Here is a 16789-nt window from a genome sequence, read left to right on the forward strand (position 1 = left end):
CGCTACCGCTCCGTACCGACGGTTCGCACCGATTCAGGAGGGCGACGACGGACGGGAGCCGGTCAAGCGCGAACGCGCTTCCAGAAGTAGAACGCAGGGGCCTCCGCGAACGGCGGAGTCCAGTCCTGCCCGGCAAACGGCGGCAACGGCTGTCCCTCCGCAAGCACTTGAAAACCGGCGTTGGCGTAGAAGTTGCGGAGGCGGGCGAGGTCGAGGTCGTGCGTCGCGTTACCGAACCATGAGCGGACCCCGCGTGCCGCTAGGAGCGGTTCTAGGAAGTCGAGCATCTGACGGCCGATGCCTTCCCCTCGGCGGTCGGGGTGTACGGCCATGAGGTCGAGTTCGCTCACACGGTCGGCCTTGCCGAGGTCGTAACCGGGCATGAGCGCCATGCCTGCGGCGATCTGAGGGCGGCAGGTCAGCGCCGCGCCGAGAAGAGCGCCGTCCTTGTCCCGTACCTGAGCGATCAGAGGTGCAAAGAGGCGATCGTGCTCGGGCATCGGGACGGCGTTCTCTGCGATGTCGGCGAACGTGTCGAGGAAGAGTTCGAGAGCGTCGCGGCGGTCGGCTTCGGACTCGGCAAGAGTGATCGTCACGCGGCGACGATAGAGGGTGCGCGGCTCACACGAGGTGCGCTAGACACGAAAGATTCTGGGAGGGCCGTCCGGCGTCCACCGAGGTCAGACCGCGTCGCCACGTAAGACGGCCTCGACGCGTCTTACGCATGGGTTTCGGAACGTCTGGAAGCCGCCTAGCGTCCTCCGGCATGACGACTCTTCAGGCACTCGCCGCCGAACTCCTGCACCGCTCCGACCGCGCCGAGAACGTGGACCCGATCGCCTTCGCGAACGAGGTCGATCGCCTCGTGTTCGATGTCGTCGAGGTGATCGCCGATCAGGTCGAGACCGACCTCGGAGACCTCGGAGACGCGGACGTCTTCGCCACACCGTCGTCGGCGCGATCGCCGAGGACCGGCTCCGGAGGTCGCTCGCGGCAATGGCGGCGTAGGGCGACGCCGTGTAAACGCAACGAAGCCCCCGCTCCTCCTCGGCGTGATGCCGGAGAGGACGGGGGCTCCGTGTTGCTCAGGATTGACCGGCGTCCGGCTCGTCGTCCTCCGAGAGGAGCAACACGCCGAGGCCGTTCTCCTTGATGTAGCGCCGAGCCTCTTCGCGAGCCTCGACGTCGTCGGAGGTCGTCGCGATCTCCTTCAGCACGTCGAGCGCGATCTCCGTCCCGCCCATGTCGAGGATCGCTTGCTTCACGATCTCGGGCGGCAGGGCGTCAAGGATGCGCATTGCCTCGTCGAGCCGGGCTTCGCTGTCGTCGTCGTGTTCGTCTGTCACGCGTCCAGCCTGCCGGACCGAGGCGGCGAGCACGAGTAGCAGCGCGTCCGAGGGCGGCCACGAGAGGCGGCGGGACGGCCGAACAGCGAGCCGCACGAGGTGCAGGTCAGGAGAGCGGCCTCGACGGGCTCCTCGGGCTCCTCGGCGTCGTCCTCGGGCGCGTCCGGGGCATCCTGCCCGGCGAGGCGCGCCGTCCAGTAGGCGACGCCGTCGGAGACCTCGACGTCGAGCCACTCGCGGAGGAGCCGGACCTCCTCAGGCGTCGAGGCTCGGCCCGCCACAACGGGGCCGAGGAGATCGCGAAGCGTGACCTCGATCGCCGACGGGCCGAACTCGGCGACGGCCTCGCGGATCTCTCGACCGGGCACGCGGTAGAGCCGCCGCGACTCGGGCACTGCCGGAGGGAGGACGGAGTAGGGCGAGCGGTCGCGGTGCGTCATGCCGCGACCTCGACGAGACGGAACTCGCCGTGCGCGTCGCCGTTGGCTTGGCGCTCCTCGACTCGACCCTCGGCGACGAGGCGGACGAGGGCCTTGTGAATGGCGCTCCGGTCGGCCGCGTTCACGCCGTGCGAGATCAGCGTCGCCCGCTCCTGCCAGCGACCGCCAGCGAGCGCGGCGAGGACGCGGCGGGTCGAGCGGTCGAGGCGGGAGTCCTCTCGGGCGCGGCGGGCCTGCGTCGTCGAGACTCCGCCCAGGTCGGCCTCGACCCTCTCGCGGTTCTGCCGCGCGCTCTCGGAGACCTCTCCGGGCTCCTGCCGGGCCGTGCGCCACGGTCCCATCGGGAGCACGATCCGAGCCGGGCGGCTCGCGGAGATCACGACGCCGGAGCGGAGACCTCGACGGGCGCGCTCTGCCTCGACCTCGGCGAAGGTCGGCCGGGCGTAGATCCCGCGACGACGGAGGCCGTCGAGGATGCTCTCGGCCGCGCCGTTGCCGTCGTGGAAGACGAAGTCAGGCAGCGCGGCGAGGTACGCCGGAGGCGGGTCGAGGACGACGGCGGGGCCGTTCGGGCGGGCATTCATGGGGCGTTACTCCTTCGGTTGAGGTGTAGGCGGGTCACCATCGGCGCGTCGTCGGGAGACGGGGCCGAGGGTCGGGTCGGTTCGAGCGGTCGCGGTTGCACGACCTGTGAGCCGGGCGGAGGTTCGCGAGGACGTCGGCACCTCCGAGCGAGTGCGGCGTGACGTGATCGGCCTCGAACGAGCCGGGGTCAGGCGACCGGAGCGAGTAGTCGATCGGGAGCCCGCACAGGTGGCACGGGAGCCGGTCACGACGGGCACGCCGGAGGAGGCGGGCACGGGCCTTCAGGTAGGCCGTCGTGCCCGTGCGAGAGGTAGCCACGGGGCCTCCTTCGGGCTTCGGGGCTACCTGCCTCCTGTGGATCGGGGAAGCCGTGTGTGTAAATCGGCAATGCCGAGAGGGCGGGAGACCGGCCCCCCGAGGGGCATCCCCCCACCCCTTGCCGAGGTGCTCGACCTCGTCGGGCTCGGGTGGAGCGGCGACGAGGCCGAGCGACCACGACGGCGAGCGGCCGTCAGACCTCCGACCAGCCGGGACCGATGCCGTTGCGGATGCCGAGGCGAGCGAGGTCCGCTCGGTTGCGTGCGTCCTCGGCGTCACGCCGGGCCACGGCCTCGGCGATCTCCTCGGGGCTTGCGTCTTCCGGCACGTCGAGCAGACGGCCGGACTCGTCGCGTGCGTACGTCACGAGAGCACCCCCACGAGGGCCGACGCCGAGAGCACGCGACGGGCGCGGGCCTCGAACTCGTCGAGGGTCACGGCCTGCCGGAACACGACGCCGGGCGTCCCGGCGAGGATCGCGGCGGGCACGCCGGACGGCGCGAACGGCGCGGCGTGCGGTGCCACGGTCGCCGAGACCGTGTAACCGAGACGTCCGGGACGCCGGGCCGGAGCCCCTTCAGCGCACGGCGCACGGCCTCCGGGTCGGCCTCGGCCGGGTCGGCGAACAGGAGCCCGGACGCGCCGGGGAGGTCGTGCTCGGCGACGAGGCCGGAGGCCGTCAGGCTGACGAGGACTCGCTCGAACGGGACGACGGCGCGCCGGAGGACGGCCACGCTCGCGAGGAGGTCGAGGTCGTCCGAGCGGGGCTCGGCCAGAGCGGACGCGGGCACGTCGGCGACGGCGCGCTCGACGTCGGCGAACGCACGAGCCAGCACGTCCGAGGCGAGGATCGCGTCGGCGATCTCGTCGGCATGCTCGGCGAACGCGGAGACGGCGCGCTCGACTGCGGCCTCGAAGAGCGCCGAGGCGATCTCGGCGCGGTCGCGGTCGGCGGCACGGCGCTTCGCGGCAGCCGTCAGGGCCTTCGGCCTGTCCTCGGCGGCGATCACCTCACGGGCGTACACGAGCGCCGGAGCGGGCAGGGCCTCGGCGGCGATCTGCCGGGCCTCACGGATCACGGCGTGAGCATCGCGGAGCGCCTCGGGCGGCGTGCCGCCGTACTCGCGGAGGACGCCGAGAGCGGCGGTCACGGGGCGGAGGCGGGTCTCGGGGGTAGCGACGGTCATGCGGGGGTCTCTCCTGTCGGTGTGTTGAGCATCGCGAGGAGCGCGGCGTCGGTGCCGGGCTCGCTGGACGCGGCCGGGGCCGGGTCAGGCGTCGGGGCGGGAGCGGGCGTCTCGGCCTTGCGAGCGGCCTCGATCCGGGCGTCGGTCTCGGCCCACTCGTCGGCCGCGCCGGAGGACGCCGGAACGGGCTCCGAGGAGCCGCACGCGGGCGCGACGGGCTCGACCTGGGCCTCGGGCTCGGGCGCGGCGAAGAGCGCCGAGAGGGCCTCGCCTCCGGCGCTGGCCTGCCGGTCGGCGAGGTGTTGCTCGGCGAGCCGGGTCTCGTGCATGAGTGCGACGAGGGCCTCGGCGAGGTTCGGGGCGGTCATGGGCGGGCCTCCTTCAGGACGCGAAGGCTCGCGAGCGTCGCGGCAGCCCTCTCGATCGCGGCGGCGTGGCGGGCCTCTCGGCGCTCGCGGGACAAACGGGCCCTACAGCGGCCGGAGCACGTCTCAGCGTGGGGCCGGGATGCCTCGAAGGACTCGCGACAGGACTCGCATTGCAGGGTGTAGAGGGCCACGTGCGGGCTTCCTTCCGGGTGGGCGTGAATGTGTGACTTGCGCTTGTTGCGCGACGAAAGAGCCCCACCTCGGGCACGTCGTATCCGTTCAGGTACGACGCGGATCGCGAGGGGGGGCGTCCTCAACCGACAGACCCGCAGGAGGCCGGACTCCCGCTTCGTCTGTAGAAGTAATCCGCCTCGACCGTGGCGGATGCCGGGTCCGTCCGGAGGCGTCTCGGGACGTCTGCGACGGGCGGACTCCCGGACGAAGCGCCGAAGGGGCAGGGGTGTAGCAGGTGTAGAAGTTGCAGTCGTTCCTAGTTACTTGTTCAAGAGAGGAACTCTTGAGAGAGAACTAGAAGACACCTACACCTCTGCACCCGCTACACCCCTCAGTACGCCGAGGGGGCGTCGAAGAGCCGCTCCTCCTCGTCCTCGTCCTCGGCCTCGTCCTGCGCGGCCCGGATCGCGTCGAGGGTCAGCCGGGCGCGGGCGATCGCTTCGTCCCGGACGGCCGAGGAGTCCGTCGTGATCTCCTCGACGACCGCGAGGTGCTCCGAAGAGCGCGAGGAACTCTCGCTCGACGAGGGCGTCCGCGTTTACGCGCATCACGGAGACGGAGGGCTCGCCGGGCGCGTGCCGGACGGCCCGGCATCGGTAGCCGGAGTAGTCGCGGCCGGTCGGACCGGAGCGCCGGGCGATGTTCAGGTAGAGCCGGTCGCCACAGATCGCGCACGCGAGGGCCGGGCCGTAGCCGTCCGTCCGGGGGCGTGGCGGCGTCAGCCGCGAGAAGACGGCTTGCTCAGGGTCGAGGCGCGGCGTCCCGTCCTCGTCGCGGCCGATGATCCCGGCGAGGCGCTCGTTCCGGAGGAGCCGACCGAAGGCCGGGTGTCCCATGCCGCACTCCGCCGACCATGCCCGCTGAGAGCCGCCCGCGAGAATGTCCTCGACGGCCTCGCGGAGGAGCGGGGCCTCGTCCGGGTCCGGCCGGAGGACCAGCCCGCGACCCTTCGGGTTCGGGACCGAACGGAGCCCGAACGGGGCGCGGCCGACGGCGTGCCGCCCCTCGTCCCGGAAGGACGCGAGCGACTCGCGGCGGCGCTCGGCGATCAGCGCGGCCTCGAACTCGGCGATCGCCCCGAGGAGCGTCAGGAGGAGTCGGCCCATCGGCCCGGCCGTGTCGATGTTCTGCTCCGTGAAGACGATCGAGGCCCCGGCCGCTTCGATCCGCTCGACGAGGCCGAGGAGATCGCGCACGTTGCGAGCGGCGCGGTCGATCTTCGTCACGAGGACGCGGTCGCCCCGTTCGAGGTCGGCGAGGAGCCGTCCTCCGGCCGGGCGCTCGGCGAATGGCACCTTCGAGCCGGAGACGCTCTCGTCCACGTAGAAGACGGGCTCGTCGTGTGCCGCCTTCGTGAGGGCGGACCGTTGCTTCGTGATCGACCCGCTCGCCTTCGTGTCGAGCGAGATCCGGGCGTAGGCGCGGTCGGTCATTGGTCACTCCCCTTGTGTCGTCGTCCTGAGGAGGAATCCGCCAGCGGGGCCGGTGGTGCTCACCGGCTCAGTCATTGCGGACTCCGCAAGACGTTCAAGGGGATGACCGACGAGATGCTCGAGTGGCAGACCGAGCGGTTCCTGGAGCTGGAGACCTCGCGGACGTCGTACGTCGTGCACGTGCGCCCCGAGCAGGCGGTGGAGATCGCCTTCGACGGGATCCAGACGTCCACGCGCTACCCGGGCGGGATGGCGCTGCGCTTCGCGCGCGTGCTGCGCTACCGCGACGACAAGACCGCCGACGAGGCGGACACGATCGACACCGTCCGGGCGCTCCACGTCCGTGACGAGCCGGTGTAACCGCCTGTGCCACTGGGCGTCACACCGCGGCGTAGCATGGGCGCCATGACGACCGAGTCCGTGCCCCGTGACAAGACCGACGGCCGTCGCTCGGCGGCCGCGGTGCGCCGGCGGGCGCGGGAGAAGGAGATCCTCGACGCCACCCGTGCGCTCTTCGACGAGCGCGGCGTGCGTGACGCCCAGATCGAGGACATCGCCCGGGCGGTCGGGATCAACCGCGCGATCATCTACCGGCACTTCTCCGGCAAGGAGGAGCTCTTCGCGCTCACCCTGGTCGGCTACCTCGACGAGCTCGACGCCCGGCTGTCCGAGGCCGACGACCCGGCGGCGGACGCGCGCACCCGGCTGCGCCGGATCACCGAGGCGTTCATGGACTTCGGGATCGAGTTCCCCGCGTTCGTCGACTGCGCACAGACGCTGATGCGGCGCCCCGGCCCCGAGCTGCTGGAGGAGGTCAGCGAGGGGGCTGTCTACCGGCTCGGCAAGGAGATCGCGACCTGCCTGGCACACGTCACCGCGGTGCTCGAGGACGGCATCGCGGAGGGGACCTTCCGTGACCAGGACGTGCACCTGATGGCCAACACCCTCTACGCCACGGGTCTGGGCGGCATGCAGCTGGCCCGGGTCGGGATGCTGGTGAAGGAGGCGGCGCCCGGCGTACCCACCGTCGCGCCGCTCTCCCCCGACCAGGTCAGGGAGCACATGGTGGCCACCGCGCTGGCGATGGCCACCGGCTCCTGAGGGCTACTTCTCCAAGATCGCGGTCACGCCCTGGCCGCCGGCCGCGCAGATCGAGATCACGCCGCGGCCCGAGCCCTTCTCGTTCAGCAGCTTGGCGAGCGTGGCCACGATCCGGCCGCCGGTCGCGGCGAACGGGTGACCCGCGGCCAGCGACGACCCGACCACGTTGAGCTTGTCGCGGTCGATCGAGCCGAGCGGGGCGTCGAGACCCAGCCGCTCCTTGCAGAAGATCGGGTCCTCCCAGGCCTTCAGCGTCGCGAGCACCTGCGAGGCGAACGCCTCGTGGATCTCGTAGAAGTCGAAGTCCTGCAGGGTCAGCCCGGCCCGCTCCAGCATCCGCGGCATCGCGTAGGCCGGCGCCATCAGCAGGCCCTCGCCACCGTGCACGTAGTCGACGGCCGCGGTCTCGGCGAAGGTGAAGTAGGCGAGCACCGGCAGGCCCTTGGCCTCGGCGTACTCCTCCGAGGCCAGCAACACAGCGGAGGCGCCGTCGGTCAGCGGCGTCGAGTTCGCGGCGGTCATCGTGGCGGCCTCACCCTTGCCGAACACCGGCTTGAGCTTGGCCAGCTTCTCCACCGACGAGTCGGCGCGCAGGTTCTGGTCGCGCTCGAGCCCGTTGAACGGCGTCACCAGGTCGTCGAGGAAGCCCCGGTCGTACGCCGCGGCGAGGTTCTTGTGCGACGCCACGGCGAGCTCGTCCTGCTCCTCGCGGCCGATCCCCCACTCCAGCGCGGTGAGCGCGGCCGAGTCGCCCATCGACAGCCCGGTGCGGGGCTCCTTGTTCGCCGGGATCGCCGGGGCCAGGTGGCCGGGGCGGATCTTGGCCAGCGCGGCGAGACGCCCCTGCATGGTCTTGGCCCGGTTGGCCTCGAGCAGGATCTTGCGCAGCCGCTCGTTGACCGCGATCGGGGCGTCGGAGGTGGTGTCGGTGCCGCCGGCGATGCCGACCTCGATCTGGCCGAGGGCGATCTTGTTCGCCACCGCGATCGTCGCCTGGATCCCGGTGTCACAGGCCTGCTGGATGTCGTACGCCGGGGTGTGCGGGTCGAGCTTGGATCCCAGCACCGACTCCCGGGTCAGGTTGAAGTCACGGGAGTGCTTGAGCACCGCACCGGCCACGACCTCGCCGAGCCGCTCGCCCTCGAGGCCGAACCGGCTGACCAGCCCGTCGATGGCGGCGGTGAGCATGTCCTGGTTGGACGCGTTCGAGTAGACGGTGTTGGACCGGGCGAAGGGAATCCGGTTGCCGCCGATGACGGCCACCCTGCGCACGGACTGGTTGTTCGGCATGTCGTCGCTCCTGATCGGTGCCTGTTGTCGTCCCCGCTGGAGGGTCGGGGCGGGCCGGCTGGCCACGGAAAGTGCCTACCCGCAGAACCTTGCCCCAACGCGGGTGCTGTAGGGAACGTAGTGAGTGCCACATCACGAAAAGTGGACTCTGAGTTACACCCATAGTTACATGAGCCTGCAGACCCTTCGCACCGGACGCGCCCCCGGTGCCCCCAACCGGAGGAGACCCGCCGCATGAGCACGCGCTACCAGTCCCTGATCAGCACGCCCGTCGGGCAGCTTCTCGCCAAGAACCTCGGCCTGCCCAACCCGGTCAAACTCGAGCGCTACACCGAAGGTGCCCCGCTGGTCCAGGGCACCGTCGCCGTCGGCGGCGAGGGCCGCCTGGCCAAGACCGTGGTCGACCTGCTCGACGACCTCGGCGTCGCGGCGGTCACCGAGGCGCCGGCCGACCAGCGCTACAAGGGGCTGGTCTTCGACGCCACGGGGATCACGACCTCCGCCGGGCTCGTGGAGCTCCAGCGGTTCTTCACACCGCTGATGCGCAGCCTGGAGACCAACCCCCGGGTGGTGGTGCTCGGCACTCCCCCGGAGATGACGAACAGCGCCGAGGAGCGGGTCGCCCAGCGCGCGCTCGAGGGCTTCACCCGCTCCCTCGGCAAGGAGATCGGCCGAGGCGGCACCGTGCAGCTGGTCTACGTCGCCCCCGCGGCCGACGCTGCGGTGGAGTCGACGCTGGCGTTTCTGCTGTCCCCCAAGTCGGCCTACGTCTCCGGCCAGGTGATCCGGATCGGTGCCACCGGCGCCACCGCCGCCGCGGAGCAGGTCGAGGACTGGACCAGGCCGCTGGTCGGCAAGGTCGCCCTCGTCACCGGCGCCAGCCGCGGCATCGGCGAGGAGATCGCCCGAGTGCTGCACCGTGACGGCGCCACGGTCGTCGGGATCGACGTACCCCAGGCCGCCAACGAGCTCCAGGCCGTGATGAAGGACCTCGACGGGGACCACCTGATGCTGGACATCACCGCCAAGGACGCCCCGCAGCGGATCGCCAAGCACGTCGCCGACAAGCACGGCGGCGTCGACATCGTCGTGCACAACGCCGGCATCACCCGCGACAAGAAGCTGGCCAACATGAAGGAGGACGGCTGGTCCTCGGCGATCGCGGTCAACCTCACCGCCCCGGAGCGGATCACCCGCGAGCTCCTCGACCAGGGCCTGGTCCGGCCCAACGGCCGGATCGTCGGGGTCTCCTCGATCGCCGGCATCGCGGGCAACGTCGGGCAGACCAACTACGCCGCCTCCAAGGCCGGCGTGATCGGCCTGGTCCAGTCGCTCGCCGGTGAGCTCGAGGACGGGATCACGATCAACGCCGTCGCGCCGGGCTTCATCCACACGAAGATGACCGCCGCCGTGCCGTTCATGACCCGCGAGGTGGGCAGCATGCTCAACGCGATGTCCCAGGGCGGCGAGCCGGTCGACGTGGCCGAGGCGATCGCCTGGTACGCCAACCCCGCCTCCACCGCGGTCAACGGCAACGTGGTCCGCGTGTGCGGCCAGATGATGCTCGGGGCCTGAGATGACCGAGCCGACCACACGGGAGGTCACCGGCGAGCCGGCAGCGCTGCCGATGATGCTCAAGGCCGCCCTGCCGGCGATCCCGGGCGTCTCGTCACTGCCCGGCGTGCGCAAGACGGGGTCGGCCCTCCCCGAGCTGACGTTGACCCGGTACGACGTACCGATCGACCGCGAGCACGTCGCGGCGTACGCCGAGGTCTGTGGCTTCGGGCTCAAGGAGACCGTGCCGCTGACCTACCCGCACATGCTCGCCTTCGGCCTGCACATGGCGATCATGACCGACTCGGCGTTCCCCTTCGCCGCGATCGGCACGGTGCACCTGGAGAACTCCATCACCCAGCACCGGCCGATCGCCGCCTCGGAGAGGCTGCAGGTGACCGCCCGGCCGCAGGCGCTGCGGGCCCACCCCAAGGGCCAGGTTTTCGACATCGTCACGCAGGTGCACTCCGCGGGCGAGCCCGTGTGGGAGGAGACCTCGACGTTCCTGCGTCGCGGCCGGTCCGACGAGGGCGCGAAGGACACCGGCCTGCAGCTGGAGACGGTGCCCTCGTCCGGAATCGAGTGGCGGTTGCCGGGGGACCTCGGCCGCCGGTACGCCGCGGTCTCCGGCGACCACAACCCGATCCACCTCTACGGGGTCACCGCGAAGGCGTTCGGCTTCCCCCGGCAGATCGCCCACGGCATGTGGAGCAAGGCCCGGTGCGTGGCGATGCTGGAGCCGCGACTGCCTGACGCGGTGCGGGTCGACGTAGCGTTCAAGAAGCCGATCCTGCTGCCGAGCACTGTCGCTTTCGGGTCGCGCGCGCTGCCCCGGGAGGCCGGAAACCGTAACCAGGACTGGGCATTCTCGTTGACCAGTCCGAAGAACGGAGCCCCTCACCTGGTCGGGAGGACCTCCGCCCTCTAGACCCTCGGGAGCCCCGCGTGCGTCGTACCCTCGCCCTGATCCTCCTCCTGCTCATGGCGACAGGCACCGCGCTCGCGGGGCTCTCTTCCCCCACGACGGCTGCACCGCGGGCGACGTGGAAGCCCCGGCCGGCGCAGTTCCCCGCGGTGCACGTCACCGAGGACGTGCCGGTCGAGATGTCCGACGGGGTCGTGCTCAGCGTGAACGTCTACCGGCCGGCCCGCGAGGACGGTACGCCGGTGCGGGGCCGGTTCCCGGTGATCCTGACCCAGACGCCGTACAACAAGTCCACCGGCGCGTTCCGCAACGACTACCTCGTGCAGCGCGGCTACGTGCAGGTCGAGGCCGACGTGCGCGGCACCGGCTCCTCCGGTGGCACCTGGGCCTCCTTCGACGACCGCGAGCAGCGCGACTCCTTCGAGCTCGTCCGCTGGGCGCACTCCCGCAAGCGCCCGTGGAGCAACGGCGACGTGGGCCTGTGGGGCATCTCGTACGCCGCGATCAACCAGTTCTTCACCGCGGCGCAGCAGCCGCCGGGGCTCAAGGCGATGTTCCCGATCGTCCCGGCCGGCGACGTGTACCGCGACGTCGTGGCCTCCGGCGGCCAGGTCGACGCCGGGTTCATCCCGCTGTGGCTCGGCCTGGTCACCGCGACGGGCGTCGTGCCCCCGGCGTACACCGCCGTCGAGCCCGACCGCGGGCTGGTCACCTTGCTCCAGCACGCCGGCGGCGCCCTGTCCTTCCAGCTGCCCACGCTCGTGAGCGCCACCGCGGGCGGGCACATGGCCTACGACGGGCCGTTCTACCGCAAGCGCTCGCCGCTGTCGGTGGTCGACAAGGTGCGGGTGCCGACGTTCGTCACCGCCGGCCACTACGACCTCTTCCAGCGCGGCGCCCCGATGCTCTTCGAGCGACTTCAGCGCAACGGCGTGCCGGCCCGGCTGCTGACCGGACCGTGGACGCACCTCCAGGCGGCCGCGGCGCCGGACATCGCCCCCGACCTGCACTCCCTGGCCGCCCTCGCCGTCCGCTGGTTCGACCGCTACCTGCGCGGCCGGGCCGACCGGACCCTGGACCGCGACATCAAGCCGGTCACCTACTACGAGATCGGGTCCGGCCGCTGGCGGACGGCCTCCCGGTGGATCGCCCCCGGCACGACCGCGCGCGTGCTCCACCTCGACGGCACGGCGACCCCGGGAACGCCCGGCAGGCTGGTACGCCGCACACCGCGCAGCGCCGGCGGCGACCCGGTCCTCCCGGTGCCGGTCGCGGGGCTGTGCACCCGGAGCGCCTCGCAGTGGACCGCCGGAATCGTGTCCGGCACCCCATGCGAGACCGACAACCGGCTCAACGACACGACCGGGACCTCCTACGAGACCGCCCCGCTGACCGAGCCGTTGCGCGTGGCCGGGCCGCTGAACGCACGGCTGTTCGTCTCGACCACCGCGCGCAACGGGATGCTGTCGGTGCACGTCGAGGACGTCGCCCCCGATGGCAGCGTCGACCGACTCACCGGCGGCTGGCAGGTGCTCAGCCACCGCAAGCTCGACCGCAGCCGGTCGCGACGCCTCGACGGCGAGGTGATCGCCCCGTGGCACCCGTTCACCAAGGCCGCCGAGCTGCCGGTCGAGCCGGGCGAGGTGATGGCGGTCGATGTCGAGGTGTTCCCGACGGCGGCGATGCTGAAGAAGGGGCACCGGCTGCGGATCACCGTGCAGGCCTTCGACACCCCGCACCTGCTGCCCACCGCACCTCAGCTGCTCGACCAGGCGGCCGGCGTGATCACCGTGCACCACTCGCCCGAGCACCTGAGCCGCCTGGTCCTCCCGGTCCGCAGGTGAACCGGACCGATCGCGGGGGCTGCGACTAGCGAGGCGTGCCGAAGGTGAGCGTGCGCAGCTCGGCGGCGGAGCCGGCGGGCTGCCGGGCGTTGGTCAGCGGCGGGGTGACCCGCAAGGTGTAGGTGGCGGTGCTCGGCGTCCAGGTGCCCACGTCGGTGATCCCGTCGCCGTTCCAGTCACCGGTCACCGGCAGGTCGGTGCTCGCTCCGAGCAGGACGCTGGTCAGCGCGACCCGGCCGTCGGAGGAGACCGCACGGAGCGTGAACGTGGCGGTGCTGCTGTCGAAGACGCCGACGTCGGTGGTCCCGTCGCCGTTCCAGTCCCCGGTCAGCGGCTGCGAGGAGGGACTGCCGAGCCGGACCACGCGCTGGGTGCCGTCCGCCTGGAGCAGCCGGAACCGCGCGGCCGCCGGACGCCAGACGCCGACCTCGGCCTTGCCGTCGCCGTCCCAGTCCCCCGCCACGGGGACGTCCTTGACGATCCCGAAGCGCTTGCGGGTCACGGCGCCGTCGGCGGTGCGCAGGAAGAACACCCGGGTCAGCTGACGGCGGACCCCGACGTCGGTGACCCCGTCGCCGTCCCAGTCCCCGGTCACCGGAAGGTCGACCGACCGGCCGAGCCGCACAGCGGCGGGTTCGCCCGCGCCGGTGTACAGCTCGAAGGTCCCCGCGCCCGGCTGACGCCGGAAGACGGCCACCTCGGCCGCCCGGTCGCCGTTCCAGTCCCCGGCCAGCGGCACGTCCGGGCAGTTCTGCGAGCCCGCCGACCCACCGAACGTGAACGGCAGCTGCGCGAACCAGGGTTCCATCACGTCGTTGCCCAGTCGCTGTTCGTAGTGCAGGTGCGGGCCGCTCACGCCGCCGGTCGCGCCGACCCGGCCGATCGGTGTCCCCTGGTCGACGAACTGGCCCGGCGCCACCCACTGCGCCGACAGGTGCGCGTACACCGTCGAGTACCCGCCGGCGTGGGTGACCTGCACCCACTTGCCGTAGGAGCGGTTGCCGGTGTCCTGGACTCGGGACACCACGCCGGCCGCGGACGCGACCACGAGGCGGCCCAGGTCGCGGTCCCGGTTGAAGTCGATCGACCACCGGCTCGGGCTGTGCTTGCGGCGCGTGGTGCCGGTCCAGCCCTCACCGCAACCGAACGGCAGCTGATGGCCGGCGAACGGACTGACGACCTCGGGCACCTCGTCGGTCGGAGTCCCGCCGGTCGTGCCGTCGGTCGCGCCGGTGGGCTCCGGGATGGTCGCGTCGTCGGCCGACGCACCGGCCGGCACGGCGAGCGCGCCGAGCAGCACGGCGAGCGCCGCGGTGAGCGTGACGGGCCGGCGCAGCGGCATGCCGTGGGTCCTCTCGGGCTCAGCGACGAGACCACGTCCCAGATGTCACACTGGACCTCAGCGGCCCCAGCACTGGAACGGTGTCTCAGGAACGCTCAACCGTAACGAGGGCACGGCGTGTCTGTCCGGCGATTCGGACAAAGTGTGGTACGTCGATCAGCCGCGACGGCGGATCAGGCCCTCCTGCGCCACGGTCGCCACCAGCACCCCGTCCTCGCTGAACAGCCGGCCCAGCGCCAGGCCACGCGCACCCGAGGCCGACGGCGAGACCTGGTCGTAGAGCAGCCAGTCGTCGGCGCGGAACGGCCGGTGGAACCAGATCGTGTGGTCCAGCGAGGCCGACTGCATCGTCGGGTGCGAGACGTGGGTGCCGTGCGCGACCAGGGTCGAACCGAGCAGGGTCATGTCGCTGGCGTAGGTGAACGCCGCCCGGTGCAGCAGGTCGTCCTCGCCGAGGTCGCCGTTGACCCTGATCCACAGTCGCGACTGCGACGGGTGCTCGTCGTTGGGCAGCACCCCGCCCGGGCGCGAGTCGCCGACGAAGCGCAGCTCCAGCGCCGCCCACTCCCGCATCCACTCGTCGCCGTTCTCCGGAGCCCGCTTCCGGAAGAGCTCACCGAGGTCGACCGAGTCGGCCGGCGAGGGCACCTGCGGCATCAGGTCCTGGTGCTCGAACCCCTCCTCGGGGACCTGGAAGCTCGCGGTCATGAAGTAGATCGCGCGCCCGTGCTGGCGCGCGACGATCCGCCTTGTCGAGAACGACTTCCCGTCGCGGATCCGCTCCACGTCGTACACGATCGGGACCGCGGTGTCGCCGGGGCGCAGGAAGTAGCTGTGCAGCGAGTGCACCTCCCGCTCGGGCTCGACGGTGCGGGCGCCGGCGACCAGGGCCTGCGCGGCGACCTGGCCGCCGAAGACGCGCTGCAGCAGGGTGTCGGGCTGCGTGCCGCGGAACAGGTTGACGTCGATGGTCTCGAGGTCGAGGAGGTCGATGAGCTCCTTGGCAGAACTGGGCACAGGTCTTCCTACTCCTCGGGTCGGTCGCGCCGGTCGAGGCCGGCCAGGAAACGTTCGAACTCGGCGCCGAGCTCCTCGCCGGTGGGCAGGTCGCGCTCCTCGGCGAGCGGCAGCGCCGAGCCGTCGCCCTCCTCGGGCCGGTGGAACGCGTCGTACTGCTGCTCCAGGCCGGCCACCACGTCCCGGACCTCCGCGGAGTCCTCGATCTGCGCCGCGATCTCGACCATCTTCGCCTCGCCCGCCACCCGCAGCTCGGCGAGGTCCCACTCGAGACCGGCGAGCTGCGCGACCGACTCCAGCAAGGACACCGAGGCCGTCGGGTAGTCGAACTGTGCGACGTAGTGCGGGATGTGCGCGACGAAGCCGGCCGCCAGGTGGCCCCACTCCCCCAGGCGGAACTCCAGCAGCGCCTGGGCGCTGGCGGGCACGCGGATCCCGCCGCGCCACACGTTCGCCTGGGTCAGCAGGTCCGGGGAGGTGGCGTGGTTGGTCAGCATCACCGGCCGGGTGTGCGGCACGGCCATCGGGACCGCGCCGATGGCTACCGTCAGCCGGACGCCGAAGTGCTCCACCACCGTGCGGACGGCCTGCGCGAACGCCTCCCAGTGCACGTCCGGCTCGGGCCCGTGCAGCAGCAGGTACGGTCGGCCGCGGTCGTCGTGGTTGAGGCGGACGACGAGCCGGGGCGCCTCGTAGGCCTCGTAGTGGTTCTCCACGAACGACATCGGTGGTCGCCGGGCGCGGTAGTCGTAGAAGTCGTCGATCGAGAAGCTGGCCACCACCCGGCCCGGAGACTGCGCGAGCAGGTGGCGGACGGCGAGGTTGGCGGCGTTGCCGGCGTCGAGGAACCCGTCCAGGGAGTGGATCAGGACGGGACCGTCCGCCTGGCCCTCCAGCTCGGGCACGTCGTCGACGATGTGCACGAAGCGATGGGCTTCTGCCATCACACAACCTTTCGGCTCGACTCGTTCGGGAGACCCAGGGTATGTGGGCCGGATCGGGCTAACGTCGCCGCGTGCAGCAACCGCCTGACCGTTCCCCATTGTCGCAGGACGACCCGGCGGCGACCCTCGTCGCCGACCTGCGTGCCGCGATCGCCGCCGCGGCCGACCCGGAGCGCGCCCCGGCGATGCAGGCCTACATGAAGTCGACGCTGCCCTACCGCGGCGTCCGGGCCCCGGAGCTCCGCAAGGCCGTGCGGGGCGTCCTCGACGCGCACCCGCTGCCCGACCGGACCACGTGGGAGCGTGCGGTGTGCCTGCTCTGGGACGAGGCGGGCTTCCGGGAGGAGTGGTACGCCGCGCTCGCGCTGACCGGCCATCGCCACTACCGGGCCCACCAGGACCCGGCGGCTCTCTCGTTGTACCGCCATCTCGTCGAGACCGGTGCGTGGTGGGACGTGGTCGACGACATCGCGGCCAACCGGGTCGGGCCGATCCTGCGCGGGAGTCCCGGTGCCGTCGCGCCGGCGATCCGGGCGTGGGCCCACGACGAGCACCTGTGGGTCCGTCGTACCGCGATCCTCAGCCAGCTGCAGAGCAAGGCCGCCACCGACACAGCCCTGCTCCGGGACGTGCTCGAGGCGAACCTGGAGGGCTCGCGGCACGGGCGGAACTTCTTCATCCGCAAGGCCGTCGGCTGGGCGCTGCGACAGCACGCCCGCACCGACCCGGACTGGGTGCGGGCCTTCGTCGACGAGCACGCCGCCGCGCTGTCCGGGCTGACGCGTCGCGAGGCCCTCAAGCACCTGGGCTGACTGGTCCAGAGGGGTGACTACCGGCACACCGGAGGTCCTTCCTCTGCTT

The 16789-nt window shown here is 71.7% G+C and carries 19 protein-coding genes; 6 read left to right on the plus strand and 13 right to left on the minus strand.

Annotation, left to right across the window (positions count from 1 at the left end; translation table 11 throughout):
- Positions 1-62: 62 nt before the first annotated feature.
- The 9 genes from ACYVIH_RS07060 to ACYVIH_RS07100 all read right to left on the minus strand — a co-directional run bounded on the left by ACYVIH_RS07060 (position 63) and on the right by ACYVIH_RS07100 (position 5911).
- Positions 63-596, minus strand: a complete 534-nt coding sequence (locus tag ACYVIH_RS07060) for a GNAT family N-acetyltransferase (protein ID WP_460867578.1) — start codon at positions 594-596, stop codon at positions 63-65.
- 489 nt (positions 597-1085) lie between these two features.
- On the minus strand, positions 1086-1346 hold the full coding sequence (locus tag ACYVIH_RS07065; protein ID WP_460867580.1) for a hypothetical protein: 261 nt from the start codon (positions 1344-1346) through the stop codon (positions 1086-1088).
- On the minus strand, positions 1343-1786 hold the full coding sequence (locus ACYVIH_RS07070) for a hypothetical protein (RefSeq protein WP_460867582.1): 444 nt from the start codon (positions 1784-1786) through the stop codon (positions 1343-1345). Before ACYVIH_RS07070 ends, ACYVIH_RS07065 begins: the two co-directional genes overlap by 4 nt.
- Positions 1783-2370: a hypothetical protein gene (locus ACYVIH_RS07075; RefSeq protein ID WP_460867584.1), complete on the minus strand. Its 588-nt coding sequence runs from the start codon at positions 2368-2370 to the stop codon at positions 1783-1785. The genes ACYVIH_RS07070 and ACYVIH_RS07075 overlap by 4 nt, the downstream gene beginning before the upstream one ends.
- 34 nt (positions 2371-2404) lie before the next feature.
- The gene (locus ACYVIH_RS07080; RefSeq protein ID WP_460867586.1) at positions 2405-2689 is read right to left on the minus strand and encodes an HNH endonuclease; all 285 of its coding nucleotides are present in this window, start codon (positions 2687-2689) and stop codon (positions 2405-2407) included.
- Positions 2690-2882: 193 nt separating this feature from the next.
- On the minus strand, positions 2883-3056 hold the full coding sequence (locus ACYVIH_RS07085) for a hypothetical protein (protein ID WP_460867589.1): 174 nt from the start codon (positions 3054-3056) through the stop codon (positions 2883-2885).
- A gap of 67 nt (positions 3057-3123) precedes the next feature.
- Positions 3124-3876, minus strand: a complete 753-nt coding sequence (locus ACYVIH_RS07090) for a hypothetical protein (RefSeq protein ID WP_460867591.1) — start codon at positions 3874-3876, stop codon at positions 3124-3126.
- Entirely contained in the window at positions 3873-4244 is a 372-nt protein-coding gene (locus tag ACYVIH_RS07095; protein ID WP_460867593.1) for a hypothetical protein, read from the minus strand. Before ACYVIH_RS07095 ends, ACYVIH_RS07090 begins: the two co-directional genes overlap by 4 nt.
- Positions 4245-4783: 539 nt before the next feature.
- Complete coding sequence (locus ACYVIH_RS07100) at positions 4784-5911, minus strand: recombinase family protein (protein ID WP_460867596.1); 1128 nt, start codon at positions 5909-5911, stop codon at positions 4784-4786.
- On the opposite strand from ACYVIH_RS07100, the gene ACYVIH_RS07105 reads away from it, so the two are divergent.
- Together ACYVIH_RS07105 and ACYVIH_RS07110 are read left to right on the plus strand one after the other, a co-directional pair.
- On the plus strand, positions 5819-6271 hold the full coding sequence (locus tag ACYVIH_RS07105) for an ATP dependent DNA ligase (protein WP_460867598.1): 453 nt from the start codon (positions 5819-5821) through the stop codon (positions 6269-6271). The genes ACYVIH_RS07100 and ACYVIH_RS07105 overlap by 93 nt on opposite strands.
- 45 nt (positions 6272-6316) lie before the next feature.
- The gene (locus tag ACYVIH_RS07110) at positions 6317-7012 is read left to right on the plus strand and encodes a TetR/AcrR family transcriptional regulator (RefSeq protein WP_460867600.1); all 696 of its coding nucleotides are present in this window, start codon (positions 6317-6319) and stop codon (positions 7010-7012) included.
- Positions 7013-7015: 3 nt separating this feature from the next.
- On the opposite strand, the gene ACYVIH_RS07115 is transcribed toward ACYVIH_RS07110, so the two are convergent.
- Positions 7016-8302: an acetyl-CoA C-acetyltransferase gene (locus ACYVIH_RS07115; RefSeq protein WP_460867602.1), complete on the minus strand. Its 1287-nt coding sequence runs from the start codon at positions 8300-8302 to the stop codon at positions 7016-7018.
- A gap of 234 nt (positions 8303-8536) precedes the next feature.
- Between ACYVIH_RS07115 and ACYVIH_RS07120 the strand changes: the two genes are divergently transcribed.
- Genes ACYVIH_RS07120 through ACYVIH_RS07130 form a run of 3 tightly spaced genes read left to right on the plus strand, consistent with a single transcriptional unit; the run spans position 8537 to position 12625 of the window.
- Positions 8537-9877, plus strand: coding sequence for a 3-oxoacyl-ACP reductase (locus ACYVIH_RS07120; RefSeq protein WP_460867605.1), 1341 nt, complete (start codon positions 8537-8539; stop codon positions 9875-9877).
- 1 nt (position 9878) lies between these two features.
- Positions 9879-10784 carry a MaoC family dehydratase gene (locus ACYVIH_RS07125; protein ID WP_460867607.1) on the plus strand — a complete coding sequence of 302 codons (906 nt, stop codon included), beginning with the start codon at positions 9879-9881 and terminating at the stop codon, positions 10782-10784.
- Positions 10785-10801: 17 nt separating this feature from the next.
- Entirely contained in the window at positions 10802-12625 is a 1824-nt protein-coding gene (locus ACYVIH_RS07130) for a CocE/NonD family hydrolase (RefSeq protein WP_460867609.1), read from the plus strand.
- 25 nt (positions 12626-12650) lie between these two features.
- On the opposite strand, the gene ACYVIH_RS07135 is transcribed toward ACYVIH_RS07130, so the two are convergent.
- From ACYVIH_RS07135 to ACYVIH_RS07145, 3 genes are all read right to left on the minus strand, one after another.
- Positions 12651-13967, minus strand: coding sequence for a peptidoglycan DD-metalloendopeptidase family protein (locus ACYVIH_RS07135; RefSeq protein WP_460867611.1), 1317 nt, complete (start codon positions 13965-13967; stop codon positions 12651-12653).
- Positions 13968-14123: 156 nt separating this feature from the next.
- Entirely contained in the window at positions 14124-14984 is an 861-nt protein-coding gene (locus tag ACYVIH_RS07140) for an acyl-CoA thioesterase (protein ID WP_460867613.1), read from the minus strand.
- Positions 14985-14992: 8 nt separating this feature from the next.
- Positions 14993-15928 (minus strand): proteasome assembly chaperone family protein, encoded by a 936-nt coding sequence (locus ACYVIH_RS07145; RefSeq protein ID WP_460867615.1) that lies wholly within the window; start codon positions 15926-15928, stop codon positions 14993-14995.
- 98 nt (positions 15929-16026) lie between these two features.
- Here ACYVIH_RS07145 and ACYVIH_RS07150 point away from each other — a divergent pair, with 98 nt between their 5' ends.
- Complete coding sequence (locus tag ACYVIH_RS07150; protein WP_460867618.1) at positions 16027-16740, plus strand: DNA alkylation repair protein; 714 nt, start codon at positions 16027-16029, stop codon at positions 16738-16740.
- The last annotated feature ends 49 nt before the right edge of the window (positions 16741-16789 follow it).

The organism is Nocardioides pakistanensis (assembly GCF_054781215.1).